Source organism: Streptomyces sp. NBC_00554 (genome assembly GCF_041431135.1).
GTDB lineage: Bacteria > Actinomycetota > Actinomycetes > Streptomycetales > Streptomycetaceae > Streptomyces.
The window spans coordinates 8,408,350-8,422,313 of record NZ_CP107799.1; the positions used below are offsets into that span (position 1 = coordinate 8,408,350).

The 13,964-nt window shown below is 69.8% G+C and carries 12 protein-coding genes; 7 read left to right on the top strand and 5 right to left on the bottom strand.

Annotation, left to right across the window (positions count from 1 at the left end):
- The first annotated feature begins 11 nt into the window (after positions 1 to 11).
- Positions 12 to 1,274 (top strand): histidine--tRNA ligase, encoded by a 1,263-nt coding sequence (gene hisS, locus OG266_RS37155; RefSeq protein WP_266467543.1) that lies wholly within the window; start codon positions 12 to 14, stop codon positions 1,272 to 1,274.
- Positions 1,275 to 1,422: 148 nt separating this feature from the next.
- Here hisS and OG266_RS37160 read toward each other — a convergent pair whose 3' ends face one another.
- The 4 genes from OG266_RS37160 to OG266_RS37175 are packed head-to-tail and all read right to left on the bottom strand — an operon-like array spanning position 1,423 to position 5,034.
- Positions 1,423 to 2,046: a response regulator transcription factor gene (locus OG266_RS37160; protein ID WP_266467545.1), complete on the bottom strand. Its 624-nt coding sequence runs from the start codon at positions 2,044 to 2,046 to the stop codon at positions 1,423 to 1,425.
- Positions 2,043 to 3,329, bottom strand: a complete 1,287-nt coding sequence (locus OG266_RS37165; protein ID WP_371551092.1) for a sensor histidine kinase — start codon at positions 3,327 to 3,329, stop codon at positions 2,043 to 2,045. Before OG266_RS37165 ends, OG266_RS37160 begins: the two co-directional genes overlap by 4 nt.
- Positions 3,326 to 4,171 (bottom strand): ABC transporter permease, encoded by an 846-nt coding sequence (locus OG266_RS37170; protein ID WP_266467551.1) that lies wholly within the window; start codon positions 4,169 to 4,171, stop codon positions 3,326 to 3,328. The genes OG266_RS37165 and OG266_RS37170 overlap by 4 nt, the downstream gene beginning before the upstream one ends.
- Positions 4,168 to 5,034: an ABC transporter ATP-binding protein gene (locus tag OG266_RS37175; protein WP_371551094.1), complete on the bottom strand. Its 867-nt coding sequence runs from the start codon at positions 5,032 to 5,034 to the stop codon at positions 4,168 to 4,170. The genes OG266_RS37170 and OG266_RS37175 overlap by 4 nt, the downstream gene beginning before the upstream one ends.
- A 139-nt stretch (positions 5,035 to 5,173) precedes the next feature.
- Here OG266_RS37175 and OG266_RS37180 point away from each other — a divergent pair, with 139 nt between their 5' ends.
- The 3 genes from OG266_RS37180 (at position 5,174) to rpsD (ending at position 8,143) form a co-directional block, all read left to right on the top strand.
- Positions 5,174 to 5,815, top strand: coding sequence for a vitamin K epoxide reductase family protein (locus OG266_RS37180; protein WP_266467558.1), 642 nt, complete (start codon positions 5,174 to 5,176; stop codon positions 5,813 to 5,815).
- A gap of 44 nt (positions 5,816 to 5,859) precedes the next feature.
- Positions 5,860 to 7,215 carry a replication-associated recombination protein A gene (locus tag OG266_RS37185; protein WP_266467561.1) on the top strand — a complete coding sequence of 452 codons (1,356 nt, stop codon included), beginning with the start codon at positions 5,860 to 5,862 and terminating at the stop codon, positions 7,213 to 7,215.
- Between the two features lie 313 nt (positions 7,216 to 7,528).
- Complete coding sequence (rpsD, locus tag OG266_RS37190) at positions 7,529 to 8,143, top strand: 30S ribosomal protein S4 (RefSeq protein WP_043683972.1); 615 nt, start codon at positions 7,529 to 7,531, stop codon at positions 8,141 to 8,143.
- Positions 8,144 to 8,176: 33 nt separating this feature from the next.
- Here the strand turns inward: rpsD and OG266_RS37195 are convergent, their stop codons facing one another.
- Positions 8,177 to 10,336, bottom strand: a complete 2,160-nt coding sequence (locus tag OG266_RS37195) for an AAA family ATPase (protein WP_371551097.1) — start codon at positions 10,334 to 10,336, stop codon at positions 8,177 to 8,179.
- Between the two features lie 161 nt (positions 10,337 to 10,497).
- Here OG266_RS37195 and OG266_RS37200 point away from each other — a divergent pair, with 161 nt between their 5' ends.
- The 3 genes from OG266_RS37200 to alaS are packed head-to-tail and all read left to right on the top strand — an operon-like array spanning position 10,498 to position 13,959.
- Entirely contained in the window at positions 10,498 to 10,941 is a 444-nt protein-coding gene (locus OG266_RS37200) for a DUF948 domain-containing protein (RefSeq protein ID WP_266467576.1), read from the top strand.
- 7 nt (positions 10,942 to 10,948) lie between these two features.
- The gene (locus tag OG266_RS37205) at positions 10,949 to 11,287 is read left to right on the top strand and encodes a DUF6167 family protein (RefSeq protein WP_371551100.1); all 339 of its coding nucleotides are present in this window, start codon (positions 10,949 to 10,951) and stop codon (positions 11,285 to 11,287) included.
- Positions 11,287 to 13,959, top strand: coding sequence for an alanine--tRNA ligase (gene alaS / locus OG266_RS37210; RefSeq protein ID WP_371551102.1), 2,673 nt, complete (start codon positions 11,287 to 11,289; stop codon positions 13,957 to 13,959). The genes OG266_RS37205 and alaS overlap by 1 nt, the downstream gene beginning before the upstream one ends.
- Positions 13,960 to 13,964 lie beyond the last annotated feature (5 nt).

A 13,964-nucleotide genomic window follows, 5' to 3' on the forward strand; every position in this document is an offset into this window, starting at 1 on the left:
AGAGACTTCCCGTGAGCACCTTCAAGGCCCCCAAGGGCACGTACGACCTGATCCCGCCGGAGAGCGCGAAGTACCTCGCGGTCCGCGAGGCGATCGCGGCGCCCCTCCGGAACTCCGGCTACGGCTACATCGAGACGCCCGGCTTCGAGAACGTCGAGCTGTTTGCGCGCGGGGTCGGCGAGTCCACCGACATCGTGACCAAAGAGATGTACGCCTTCGAGACCAAGGGCGGTGACCAGCTGGCGCTGCGCCCGGAGGGCACCGCGTCCGTGCTGCGCGCCGCGCTCGAGGCCAACCTGCACAAGGCGGGCAACCTTCCCGTCAAGCTCTGGTACTCGGGCTCCTACTACCGCTACGAGCGCCCCCAGAAGGGCCGCTACAGGCACTTCTCGCAGGTGGGCGCCGAGGCGATCGGCGCGGAGGACCCGGCGCTCGACGCCGAGCTGATCATCCTGGCCGACCAGGCGTACCGCTCGCTCGGGCTGCGCGACTTCCGAATCCTGCTGAACTCCCTCGGGGACAAGGAGTGCCGTCCCGTCTACCGGGCCGCCCTTCAGGACTTCCTGCGCGGGCTCAACCTGGACGAGGAGACGCTCCGCCGTGCCGAGATCAACCCGCTGCGGGTCCTCGACGACAAGCGCGACGACGTCCAGAAGCAGCTGGTGGGTGCGCCGCTGCTGCGTGACTACCTGTGTGACGCGTGCAAGGCGTACCACGAGGAGGTGCGCGAGCTGATCACGGCCGCGGGCGTCTCCTTCGAGGACGACCCGAGGCTCGTGCGCGGGCTGGACTACTACACCCGGACCACCTTCGAGTTCGTCCACGACGGTCTCGGTTCCCAGTCCGCGGTCGGCGGCGGCGGCCGGTACGACGGCCTCTCCGAGATGATCGGCGGGCCCGCGCTGCCGTCCGTGGGGTGGGCCCTCGGCGTCGACCGTACGGTCCTCGCCCTGGAGGCCGAGGGTGTGTCCCTCGAACTCCCCGCTTCCACCAGTGTGTTCGCGGTGCCGCTGGGGGAGGAGGCCCGGCGGGTGCTCTTCGGCGTGGTCACCGAGCTGCGCAGGGCGGGGGTCGCGGCGGACTTCTCCTACGGGGCGAAGGGGCTCAAGGGCGCGATGAAGAACGCGAACCGGTCGGGGGCGCGGTACACGATCGTCGCCGGTGAACGGGATCTCGCCGAAGGCGTTGTGCAGTTGAAGGACATGGAGTCGGGGGAGCAGGTCGCGGTGGCGGTCGGCGAGCTCGTGGCGGAGCTGGGGTCGAGGCTGGGCTGAGGGGTTTCTCGCCCTCAAACGCCGGAGGAGCTAAAGATCTTTTAGCCCGTCCGGCGTTTGAGGACGAGGCCGTTCAGGCCGAAGAGGGGGTCTGGGGGCGGCAGCCCCCAGAAGTAAGGGACGGGTAGGGGCGGAGGGGGCGAAAACCTCACTCCAGCAACCCGAACCGCATCGCACTCGTCACCGCCGCCGTCCGGTCATCCACCCCCAACTTCCCGAAGACCCGCAGCAGATGGGTCTTCACCGTGGACTCCCCGATGAACAGCCGCCGCCCGATCTCCGCGTTGGTGCACCCTTCGGCGACCAGCCGAAGGACAGCCGCCTCGCGCTCGGACAGCCGAGGCCGCTCCGGCTTCGTACGGAGCTGGTCGACGAGCCGCGCGGCCACGGACGGCGCGAGCACCGTCTCCCCACGAGCCGCCGCCCGAACCGCGTCCGCGAGCTCACCGCGCGGCAGATCCTTGAGCAGATACCCCGCCGCCCCGGCCTCCACGGCCCGCAGGATGTCCCGGTCCGTCTCGTACGTCGTCAGCACGACGACCCGGCACGGCAATCCGGCCGCGGTCATCCGGACGATCGAGTCGACACCCCCGCCACCCGGCATACGCAGGTCCATGAGCACGATGTCGGGCCGGAGTTCGGCGGCCAGCGCCTCCGCCTGAGGCCCGCTGGACGCGTCGGCGATCACCTCGAGGTCGGGCTCGGCGCTGAGCATCGCGCGCAGCCCTTCGCGTACGACGGGATGGTCGTCGGCGAGGACGATCCGGATCACGAGCCACTCCTTGGGACGGGCAGGCGGACGGTGACGGTGGTACCGGCGCCGGGCGAACTGCGCACCTGCGCGGTGCCGCCCACCTCGGCGGCCCGGGAGCGCAGGCCCGCCAGACCGTAGCCGCCGACCGGCGCGGCGGGGTCGAAACCGGGGCCGTCGTCGCGCACGGACACAGTGAGGGCCCCGGCGGCGTACGCCAGGGCGATACTGACGGCAGCCGAACCGCCCGCGTGCTTACGGGCGTTGGTCAGCGCCTCCTGGCAGGAGCGCAGGACGACCACCTCGGCCGCGGCGGGGACCGCGCGCACGGGACCGGTCACCTCGACGGTCGCGTCCTGGCGGGCGGCGAGGCGGCGCAGCGCGTCGGGCAGCGAGGCGCCGTCGAGGTCGGCCGGTGTGCCTCCGGCAACCAGGGCCCGCGCCTCGGCGAGGTTCTGCCGGGCGGTCTCGGCCATCAGGGCCAAGTGGCGGCGGGCCTGCGGCAGATCGCGGTCGAGCTCTGCCTCGACGGCCTGGACGAGCATCAGCAGGCTGGTGAAGCCCTGCGCGAGGGTGTCGTGGATCTCCCGGGAGAACCGCTCGCGCTCCGCGAGCGCGCCGTGCGCGGCGGAGAGCCGGGAGATCTCATGACGGCCGGCGTCCAACTCGGCGATCAGCGAGGCCCGTTCGCGGCTCTGGTCGATGATGCGGATGATCCAGCTGCCCAGGGTCGCCGAGAAGACGAGGGTGACCACGGCGAAGACGGAGTTGAAGAAGACGGCATGGTCGCTGGGCCACCACAGCAGTGCCCAGCCCACTACCGGCGCGATGTTGATGACCGTCACGGCGGTGAGGGCCCAGCGCAGGCGCAGCGCCATGAAGCACTGGGGCACCAGCGCGAATGTCATCAGGCGGGTCTCGCCGACCAGTACGCCGGGCGGGAGGAGGAGCACGATCGCGCCCGCGATGTAGCCGAGGGCGTGCCTCTCGTCCGGGAGCTCGGAGGTGAGGATGGGGCGCCCGACCGCCACGTACCAGGGAATCAGTAGCAGAAGCAGTCCCGCGGCGGCGACGCGGACGTGCCACCCCGGATAGTTCGTGCCGAGCACGAACACCAGGGTGGCCACCCACACGATCGCGAAGTACGAGTCCCACAGCAGGAACGAGCGGTCCCAGGTGTCCGACTCCCGCGGCCCGCTCGACTCCCGCTGCCCGTTCGTTTCCCGCGGCACCGCCGGTTCCAGCGGCTCGTCCGGCGTCGACCCCGGAGCGTCGAGAGGCCCGCCCGGGACACCGGTACTCATCCGTCGCGCCGGTTCTTCCACCGGAAGGTCAGCAGACACAGCAGCAATCCTCCGACGCACCATGCCCCGAGCACCAGGGCGATCCGCCCGAACTCCCAACTGCCCGCCTGTTCAAGGACGCTCGCCGACTCCGGCAGGAACACACCGCGCAGCCCCTGGCACATCCACTTCAGCGGGAACAGCGCGCCGATGTTCAGCATCCAGTCCGGGATCGTGTCGATCGCGATGTACACCCCGGAGATGAACTGCAGTACCAGGAAAGGCAGTACGACCACGGAGGTGGCGCTCCTGCCGGACTTCGGGACCGAGCTGATCGCGATGCCGAGCAGGGCGCACGCCGTGAGCCCCAGGACGAAGACCCAGGCGAAGTCGAACCACTTGCCGATGTCGGAGGGCAGATCGACGTCGTACAGCGTGGTGCCGACCAGGAGCAGCACCGCCGTCTCCAGCACGCCGGTCACGAGAACCAGCCAGATCTTGCCGAGGAAGTACGCGGCCGGTGGCATCGGCGTGCCGCGCAGCCGCCGCAGCACTTTCTCGTCCCGTTCGATCGCGATCGAGATGCCGAGGGACTGGAAGCTGGTGGACATGATCCCCGCGGCCATCATCGCGGGGACGTACAGCTGCGAGGCCGTGATGCCGGCGCCCGCCACGTCGTCGCTGAAGATCGACGCGAAGAGGAAGAGGAAGACGACCGGGAAGGCGAAGGTGAACACCACCTGCTCGCGCTGGCGGAAGAACTGCTTGAGTTCCAGGGCGCCTTGGTGGAGCCCGAGCCCCCAGGCCCCGGGAAGCCGCCCGGCAACGGCCTCACCACGTGTGCGTACGGCGGTCGTGGTCATCGTCCGTCCTCCTGTCCGGTCAGTCGCAGATAGACGTCCTCCAAGGTGGGACGGAGCACGCGCAGCCCCGGAATCTCACCGTCGAAGCGGCGGGTCAGCTCCGCGACCGTACGGGTCGGTGTGTCCGTGTGCTCGGTGCGCGGCGTGCCGTCGGACTCCGTCCACTCCACGGTGGCCCCGGTGCCGTAGCGCTCCCGCAGCGCGGCGGGCTCGCCCTCGGCGACGACCTGACCCTTGGCTATCACCGCGAGCCGGTGCGCGAGCGCCTCCGCCTCCTCCAGGTAGTGCGTGGTCAACAGGATCGTCGTGCCCTCGGCGGCCAGCTTCCGGATCAGCTCCCAGAACTGCCGCCGGGCCGCCGGGTCGAAGCCGGTGGTCGGCTCGTCCAGGAGCAGCAGGTCGGGGCCCCCGATCACGCCGAGCGCCACGTCGAGCCGCCTGCGCTGGCCGCCCGAGAGCGCCTTGATGCGGCTGCCGGCCTTCTCCTCCAGACCGACCAGACCGATGACTTCCCCGGGATCGCGGGGCTTGGGGTAATAGCGGGCGAAATGCCGCACGGTCTCGCGCACCGTCAACTCGGCGGGCGCGGATTCGTCCTGCCACACGATGCCGACGCGCGAGCGCCACGCGCGCGTGGGCTTCGCCGGGTCCGTGCCGAGTACGGAGACCTCGCCCGCGTCCCGGCCGCGGTTGCCCTGGAGGATCTCCACGGTCGTGCTCTTGCCGGCCCCGTTGGGTCCGAGCAGGCCGAACACCTCGCCCTGCCGGATGCCGAGATCGATGCCGTCGACGGCGGTCACGTCGCCGTACCGCTTGCGCAGGCCCCGTACGTCCACCGCGAGTTGGTCCGTGTGAGTCGTCATGCCGACGAGCCTCCCGCCGAACCGGGCCCTCCGGGACGACCGTGCGTACTTCCTTATGTCCATCGAACGGTGGACACGCGGGCGCGTGCGGCACAATGTCCGTGCCCGCAGGCCCCTTCGAAGCTACGGAAACGGCGTGATGAGCAAGACGACAGTCAAGGACGTCTCCTCCGACCGGGAAGACCGCACCGCCGCCGCTCCGCGGACGGTCGGCGGCAGTCGTGCGCTCGCCCTGCTGCTGGTGATCACCGGTGCGGCCGGCCTTCTTGCCGCGTGGGTCATCACGATCGACAAGTTCAAGCTGCTCGAGAACCCGAACTTCGTGCCCGGGTGCAGCCTGAACCCGGTCGTCTCCTGCGGCAACATCATGAAGAGCGACCAGGCCTCGGCCTTCGGGTTCCCCAACCCGATGCTCGGTCTCGCGACGTACGCCATCGTGATCGGCGTCGGTATGAGCCTGCTCGCCCGCGCGACCTTCCCGCGCTGGTACTGGCTGACCTTCAACTTCGGCACGCTCTTCGGCGTCGGATTCTGCACCTGGCTGCAGTTCCAGTCGCTGTACCGCATCAACTCGCTCTGCCTGTGGTGCTGCCTGGCATGGGTCGCGACGATCATCATGTTCTGGTACGTGACCTCGTCCAACATCCGCAACGGCTTCCTGCCCGCGCCCAGCTGGCTGAAGAGCTTCTTCGGCGAGTTCACCTGGGTCCTGCCGGTGCTGCACATCGGGATCATCGGGATGCTGATCCTGACGCGCTGGTGGGACTTCTGGATGAGCTGACATCGCCGAGGGGAATGTCAGTGGCGTGACATAGGGTTTTGCACGTGGAGCCCGACCTATTCACCGCCGCGGCGGAAGAGCGCCAGGAGAGGGACCCGTCCAGCAGTCCGCTGGCGGTCCGGATGCGCCCGCGCGTCCTCGACGAGGTCGTGGGCCAGCAGCATCTGCTGAAGCCGGGCTCACCCCTGCGCAGACTGGTCGAAGAGAGCGGCAAAGGCCCGGCCGGACCCTCGTCGGTGATCCTCTGGGGTCCTCCTGGCACCGGCAAGACGACCTTGGCCTATGTGGTCTCCAAGGCCACGAACAAGCGCTTCGTCGAACTCTCCGCGATCACCGCGGGCGTCAAGGAAGTGCGCGCCGTCATCGAAAGCGCGCGCCGTGCCACCGGTGGCTTCGGCAAGGAGACCGTCCTCTTCCTCGACGAGATCCACCGTTTCAGCAAGGCCCAGCAGGACTCCCTCCTCCCGGCCGTCGAGAACCGCTGGGTGACGCTGATCGCCGCGACGACCGAGAACCCGTACTTCTCGATCATCTCGCCCTTGCTCTCCCGCTCCCTCCTCCTCACCCTCGAACCGCTCAGCGACGACGACCTGCGCGGCCTCCTCAAGCGCGCGCTCTCCGACGAACGCGGTCTCAAGGACGCCGTCACCCTCCCCGAGGACGCCGCGGAACACCTGCTGCGGATCGCCGGCGGTGACGCCCGCCGCGCGCTCACCGCCCTGGAAGCCGCCGCCGGGGCCGCGCTCGACAAGGGCGAGCCGGAGATCACCCTCCAGACCCTGGAGGAGACGGTCGACCGGGCCGCCGTGAAGTACGACCGCGACGGCGACCAGCACTACGACGTGGCGAGCGCGCTCATCAAGTCCATCCGCGGCTCGGACGTGGACGCCGCCCTGCACTACCTGGCCCGGATGATCGAGGCCGGTGAGGACCCCCGCTTCATCGCCCGCCGCCTGATGATCTCCGCCAGCGAGGACATCGGCCTGGCCGATCCGAACGCACTGCCCATAGCCGTCGCGGCCGCCCAGGCCGTCGCCATGATCGGCTTCCCCGAGGCCGCCCTCACCCTCAGCCACGCCACCATCGCCCTCGCCCTGGCCCCGAAGTCCAACGCCGCGACCATGGCCATCGGCGCCGCCATGGAGGACGTACGCAAGGGCCACGCCGGCCCCGTACCGATGCATCTGCGCGACGGGCACTACAAGGGCGCCGCCAAGCTCGGGCACGCGCAGGGGTACGTGTATCCGCACGACCTGCCCGAGGGCATCGCCTCCCAGCAGTACGCCCCGGAGGAGCTCAAGGACCGGGAGTACTACACGCCGACCCGCCACGGCGCCGAGGCGCGCTACGCGGACGCGGTGGAATGGACCAGGAAGCACCTGGGTCGAGGGCGGGCCTGACCACCCTGTAGAATCCTCGAAGCGCTGCGTCCCGTGTCCGGCTCCGGTCGGCACCACCAGAACGGGACATCCAGCCGGAGCCCCCGCCTCCACGGGGGGATTCCAGGAGCGTCGCGCACCGTCGAAGGTGTCGCGGGCAGCCCACCACCCTCCCGTTATCGGGAAACGGTCGGTGGGCCACTCGCGTGCTGCACGTATGTGCCCAGTCCAGGGAGCGGCTGCCCAGCAGGTCCAAAAGGGCCCGCAGGGTTTCCCAGGCTGCGGATGCGACCTCCCTTAACTCTGGTGAGCCGAAACCCAGGAAAGAGAAGAAGTGGCGAATCAGTCCCGCCCCAAGGTCAAGAAGTCGCGTGCCCTCGGCATCGCGCTGACCCCGAAGGCCGTCAAGTACTTCGAGGCCCGCCCCTACCCGCCGGGCGAGCACGGCCGTGGCCGTAAGCAGAACTCGGACTACAAGGTCCGTCTGCTCGAGAAGCAGCGTCTGCGCGCGCAGTACGACGTGTCCGAGCGCCAGCTCGTCCGCGCCTACGAGCGTGCCTCCAAGGTCCAGGGCAAGACCGGTGAGGCCCTGATCATCGAGCTCGAGCGCCGTCTCGACGCGCTGGTCCTGCGTTCGGGCATCGCCCGCACGATCTACCAGGCCCGCCAGATGGTCGTCCACGGCCACATCGAGGTCAACGGTGGCAAGGTCGACAAGCCGTCGTTCCGCGTCAAGCCCGACGACGTCGTCATGGTCCGCGAGCGCAGCCGCAGCAAGACGCTGTTCGAGGTCTCCCGCGCCGGTGGGTTCGCCCCCGACGGCGAGACCCCGCGCTACCTCCAGGTGAACCTCGGCGCCCTGGCGTTCCGCCTGGACCGCGAGCCGAACCGCAAGGAGATCCCGGTGATCTGCGACGAGCAGCTCGTCGTCGAGTACTACGCCCGCTGATCTTTCTCCAGCGGACGTAGCACCACCTGCGCGTCAGCCCGTCGTCTCCCCGCCCTTCGAGGTGGGCGAGACGGCGGGCTTCCGCATGTTCGGGGGCAGCCCGCGCGGCGCCGGCACCGCACCGAGCGGCCGGGCCCCGGCCCGCCCCAGTGCCCGCGCCACCGTCGCCTCCTGCCCGAGGCCCGCCCCTTCCCGTACGCACTCCTCGTACCGCTCGTCACCCAGCTGCTCCCGGGCACTCGCCTCGCACCGCTCGTGCGGGGCGTTGTAGTACGCCGAGCCGAACAGCGGCAGACCCACCGACGGCCACATCCGGGACGCCGCCCCCTGCAGCAGCGCGGCCTCCGCCGGATCGCCCTCCTTCGCGGTGATGAGCGCGAGCAGCTCGATCGCGAGGACCGTGCCGAGCAGATCGTTGAAGGCATGGCCGATGCCGATGCCCTCCTCCAGGAGATGCCGGGCCCGCACCTGGTCGCCGCCGGCCTGGGCCCCGTACGCCAGGACGTACAAGGCGTACGCCAGCGCCCAGCGCTCCCCATGGTCCTCACACACCCGGCGGACGTCCTCGCACAGCTTCACCGCACCCGGCAGATCCCCCTGGAACGCCAGGGCCATCGCCAGCTCGACCTGGCCCATCAGCACATTGCTGTTGAGCTCGCCGATCCGGTGGTAGCGGTCGAGCGCCGAGCGCAGCAGGGTTTCGGCGCGCGGCATGTCGTCCGTGACCAGGGCAAGGCAGCCGGTGCGGTGCTCGGCGTACGCCACAGCCGTGGGGTTGCCGGTACGGTCCGCCTCCTCGCGGCACTCCTGGAGCGCGGTCAGGGCGGGCACCATGTCGCCCTGCAGAACCGCCACATAGCCCAGCACCCACAACGCCTTGAGCCGCGACTGATCACGGTCGCTGTCGAGTTCGACGCCGCGCTCCAGCCAGTGCCGCCCCTCCGAGAGCCGGCCGCAGCCCACCCAGTAGAACCAGAGGGTGCCCGCGAGGTACTGGCCCAGATGAGCCTCACCCGGCTCGGTCAGGCAGTGCTCGAGCGCGCCCCGCAGATTCGGCAGCTCCGTCTCGACGCGTGCGGCGACCTCGCCCTGCCGCGGCGAGAACCAGTCCAGCTCGCACCAGGTGGCCAGGCCCATGTACCAGTCGCGGTGGCGACGCCGCAGTCGTGGCGCGTCGCCCGTGGCCTCCAGCCAGTCGGCGCCGTACGCCCGGACCGTGTCCAGCATCCGGTAGCGCACGCCCGCCGCCGTCTCCTCGCGGGACAGCACGGACTGGGCGAGCAGCTCGCCCAGCACGTCGAGTACGTCGTCGGTGTGCAGCCCTTCGCCGCTGCACACGTACTCGACGGCCTCCAGGTCGAACTGCCCCGCGAAGACCGACAGGCGCGACCACAGCAGCCGTTCCTCGCGCGTGCACAGTTCATGGCTCCAGCCGATCGCCGTACGCAGGGTCTGATGCCGCGGCAGCGCGTCGCGCCCGCCGCCCGTCAGCAACCGGAAGCGGTCCTCCAGGCGGGACAGCAACTGCGCGGGGGAGAGGGCGCTCAGCCGCCCCGCCGCCAGCTCGACGGCGAGCGGGATCCCGTCGAGGCGCCGGCACAGCTCCCGTACGTCGGACCGGTTGCCGTCGTCCAGCGCGAACCCGGGCACCCGCGCCGCCGCCCGGTTCTCGAACAGCTCCGCCGCCTCCGGCTCGGCCAGCGGCGCCAGTGGGAACAGCAACTCGCCCTCGACGTCCAGCGGCCTGCGCCCCACGGCCAGCACCCGCAGCCCCGGCGCACACCTCAGCAGCTCGGCCACCAGCGAGGCGCACACGTCCACCAGGTGCTCGAACCCGTCGAGGACCAGCAGGAGTTGGCGCTCGGCGAGATGGTCGGCAAGGACCTGGCGTGGCGGTTTCGACGTGTGATCCGTCAGGCTGAGGGCCTCGACCACCGCGTGCTCGACGAGTTCCGGCTCACGCACCGCGGAGAGTTCCACGCGCCAAGCCCCGTCGCGTACGTCGGTGCGCGCCGCGGCACGCGCCGCGAACCGTGACTTGCCGACGCCTCCCATGCCCGTCACGGTCACCAGGCGGGCCGTCTCCAGGGCCTCTGCGAGCTGCGCCAGTTCGGTCGAGCGGCCCACGAACGCGTTGAGTTCCAGGGGCAGATTGCCGAGCGGTGAACGGTCGGAGCGCTGAGAGCCTCGCATGGAACACGGAGCGTACTGACCCGTAAGCGGTCCGTACAATCGCTTCGCACAACTCTGGCGCCGGGCGGCGGTAATGCGGTACGGACCGGCGGCCCCGGCGCGATAGGCTCGGGAAACTGAATTTTTGGTTTCCGATGTTCAATGCACGTATCAGGGAGCGGGTGCACACAGTGTCCGGTGGAGAGGTGGCCGGGATCCTGGTGGCCGTCTTCTGGGCGATCCTGGTCTCCTTTCTCGCCGTCGCGCTGGCGAGGCTGGCCCAGACGCTCAGGGCGACCACCAAGCTCGTGGCGGACGTGACCGATCAGGCCGTCCCGCTGCTGGCCGACGCCTCCTCGGCGGTGCGCTCCGCACAGACCCAGATCGACCGTGTCGACGCCATCGCCTCGGACGTCCAGGAGGTCACGTCGAACGCGTCGGCGCTGTCCACCACGGTCGCCTCGACCTTCGGCGGCCCCCTGGTCAAGGTCGCGGCGTTCGGCTACGGCGTGCGCCGGGCCATCGGAGGCCGCCGTGAGAACGAGCCCCCCAAGGCGTCCCGACGTACCGTGATCGTGGGCCGCACCGTCCCGTCCGCACGACGGGGAAAGCGGAAGAAGGACTGACGCAGCGATGTTCCGCCGTACGTTCTGGTTCACCGCGGGCGCAGCCGCCGGTGTGTGGGCCACCACCAAAGTCAATCGCAAGCTCAAGCAGCTGACCCCCGAAAGCCTCGCGGCGCAGGCCGCGAACAAGGCGATCGACGCGGGCCGCCGGCTCAAGGACTTCGCGCTCGACGTCCGCGACGGAATGGTCCAGCGGGAGGCCGAACTCGACGAGGTGCTCGGCCTGAACGCACCCGTCGACCACGAACTCCCGGGCCAGCGACGCCACGCCGCGATCGAGAACCGCAACAACCCGAAGTACGTCGAGAGGTCGACGTACTCGTACAACCGGAATGAGGACCACTGATGGAGTCGGCCGAGATTCGCCGCCGCTGGTTGAGCTTCTACGAGGAGCGCGGTCACACCGTCGTCCCCTCGGCGTCGCTCATCGCGGACGACCCGACTCTGCTCCTGGTCCCCGCGGGCATGGTCCCCTTCAAGCCGTACTTCCTCGGTGAGGTCAAGCCGCCGTGGTCGCGCGCCACCAGCGTGCAGAAGTGCGTGCGCACGCCCGACATCGAAGAGGTCGGCAAGACCACCCGGCACGGCACGTTCTTCCAGATGTGCGGCAACTTCTCCTTCGGCGACTACTTCAAGGAAGGTGCCATCACCTACGCCTGGGAGCTGCTCACCTCGCCCCAGGACAAGGGTGGTTACGGGCTCGACCCCGAGCGCCTCTGGATCACGGTCTACCTCGACGACGACGAGGCCGAGTCCATCTGGCGCGACAAGATCGGCGTCCCGGCCGAGCGCATCCAGCGCCTCGGCAAGAAGGACAACTACTGGTCCATGGGTGTTCCCGGCCCCTGCGGCCCGTGTTCCGAGATCAACTACGACCGCGGCCCCGAGTTCGGTGTCGAGGGCGGCCCGGCCGTCAACGACGAGCGGTACGTGGAGATCTGGAACCTGGTCTTCATGCAGTACGAGCGCGGCGAGGGCACTTCGAAGGACGACTTCGAGATCCTCGGCGACCTGCCCAGCAAGAACATCGACACCGGCCTCGGCATGGAACGCCTCGCCATGATTCTGCAGGGCGTGCAGAACATGTACGAGATCGACACCTCCATGGCCGTCATCAACAAGGCCACCGAGCTGACCGGCGTCGAGTACGGCGCCGCCCACGACTCGGACGTCTCGCTGCGCGTGGTCACCGACCACATGCGTACGTCGGTGATGCTCATCGGCGACGGTGTCTCGCCCGGCAACGAGGGCCGCGGCTATGTGCTGCGCCGCATCATGCGCCGCGCCATCCGCAACATGCGGCTGCTGGGAGCCACCGGCCCGGTCGTGCAGGACCTCATCGACGTCGTGATCGCGATGATGGGCCAGCAGTACCCGGAGCTCGTCTCCGACCGGCAGCGCATCGAGACCGTGGCCCTCGCCGAGGAGGCCGCCTTCGTCAAGACGCTGAAGGCCGGCACGAACATCCTCGACACCGCCGTCACGGAGACCAAGGCCGCCGGTGGCCAGGTGCTGCCCGGCGACAAGGCCTTCCTGCTCCACGACACCTGGGGCTTCCCGATCGACCTAACCCTCGAAATGGCCGCCGAACAGGGCCTTTCCGTGGACGAGGACGGGTTCCGCCGTTTGATGAAGGAGCAGCGGGACAAGGCCAAGGCCGACGCCCGCGCCAAGAAGACCGGCCACGCCGACCTCGGCGCCTACCGTCAGATCGCCGACGCCGCCGGTGAGACCGACTTCATCGGGTACGACCGGACCGAGGGCGAGTCGACGATCGTCGGCATCCTGGTCGACGGTGCCTCCTCGCCCGCCGCCACCGAGGGCGACGAGGTCGAGATCGTCCTCGACCGCACCCCGTTCTACGCCGAGGGCGGCGGCCAGATCGGCGACACCGGGCGCATCAGGCTCGACACCGGTGCCGTCATCGAGATCCGCGACTGCCAGAAGCCGGTCCCGGGGGTCTACGTCCACAAGGGCGTCGTCCAGGTCGGCGAGGTCACCGTCGGAGCCAAGGCCCAGGCCTCCATCGACGCCCACCGCCGCAAGTCCATCGCCCGCGCCCACTCGGCCACGCACCTCACGCACCAGGCCCTGCGCGACGCCCTCGGCCCGACGGCCGCCCAGGCCGGTTCCGAGAACCAGCCCGGCCGCTTCCGCTTCGACTTCGGCTCCCCGGCCGCCGTACCGCACACGGTGATGACCGACGTCGAGCAGCAGATCAACGAGGTGCTCGCCCGCGACCTGGACGTGCACGCCGAGATCCTGAGCCTCGACGAAGCCAAGAAGCAGGGCGCCATCGCCGAGTTCGGCGAGAAGTACGGCGAGCGCGTCCGCGTCGTCACCATCGGCGACTTCTCCAAGGAGCTGTGCGGCGGCACGCACGTCCACAACACCGCCCAGCTCGGCCTGGTCAAGCTGCTCGGTGAGTCGTCCATCGGCTCCGGCGTACGCCGCATCGAAGCCCTGGTCGGCGTGGACGCGTACAACTTCCTCGCCCGCGAGCACACGGTCGTCGCCCAGCTCCAGGAGCTGGTCAAGGGCCGTCCCGAGGAGCTTCCGGAGAAGATCTCCGCCATGCTCGGCAAGCTGAAGGACGCCGAGAAGGAGATCGAGAAGTTCCGCGCGGAGAAGGTCCTCCAGGCCGCCGGCGGTCTCGTCGACTCCGCCAAGGACGTGCATGGTGTCGCCCTCGTCACCGGCCAGGTCCCGGACGGCACCAGCGCCGACGACCTGCGCAAGCTGGTCCTCGACGTGCGCGGCCGCATCCAGGGCGGACGGGCCGCCGTGGTCGCCCTCTTCACAACCGCCAACGGCAAGCCGCTCACGGTCATCGCCACCAACGAGGCCGCTCGCGAGCGCGGACTCAAGGCCGGCGATCTGGTCCGTACGGCCGCCAAGACCCTCGGCGGCGGCGGTGGCGGCAAGCCGGACGTCGCCCAGGGCGGCGGCCAGAACCCGGCCGCCATCGGTGAGGCCGTAGACGCGGTCGAGCGGCTCGTCGCCGAGACGGCCAAGTAGGGCCT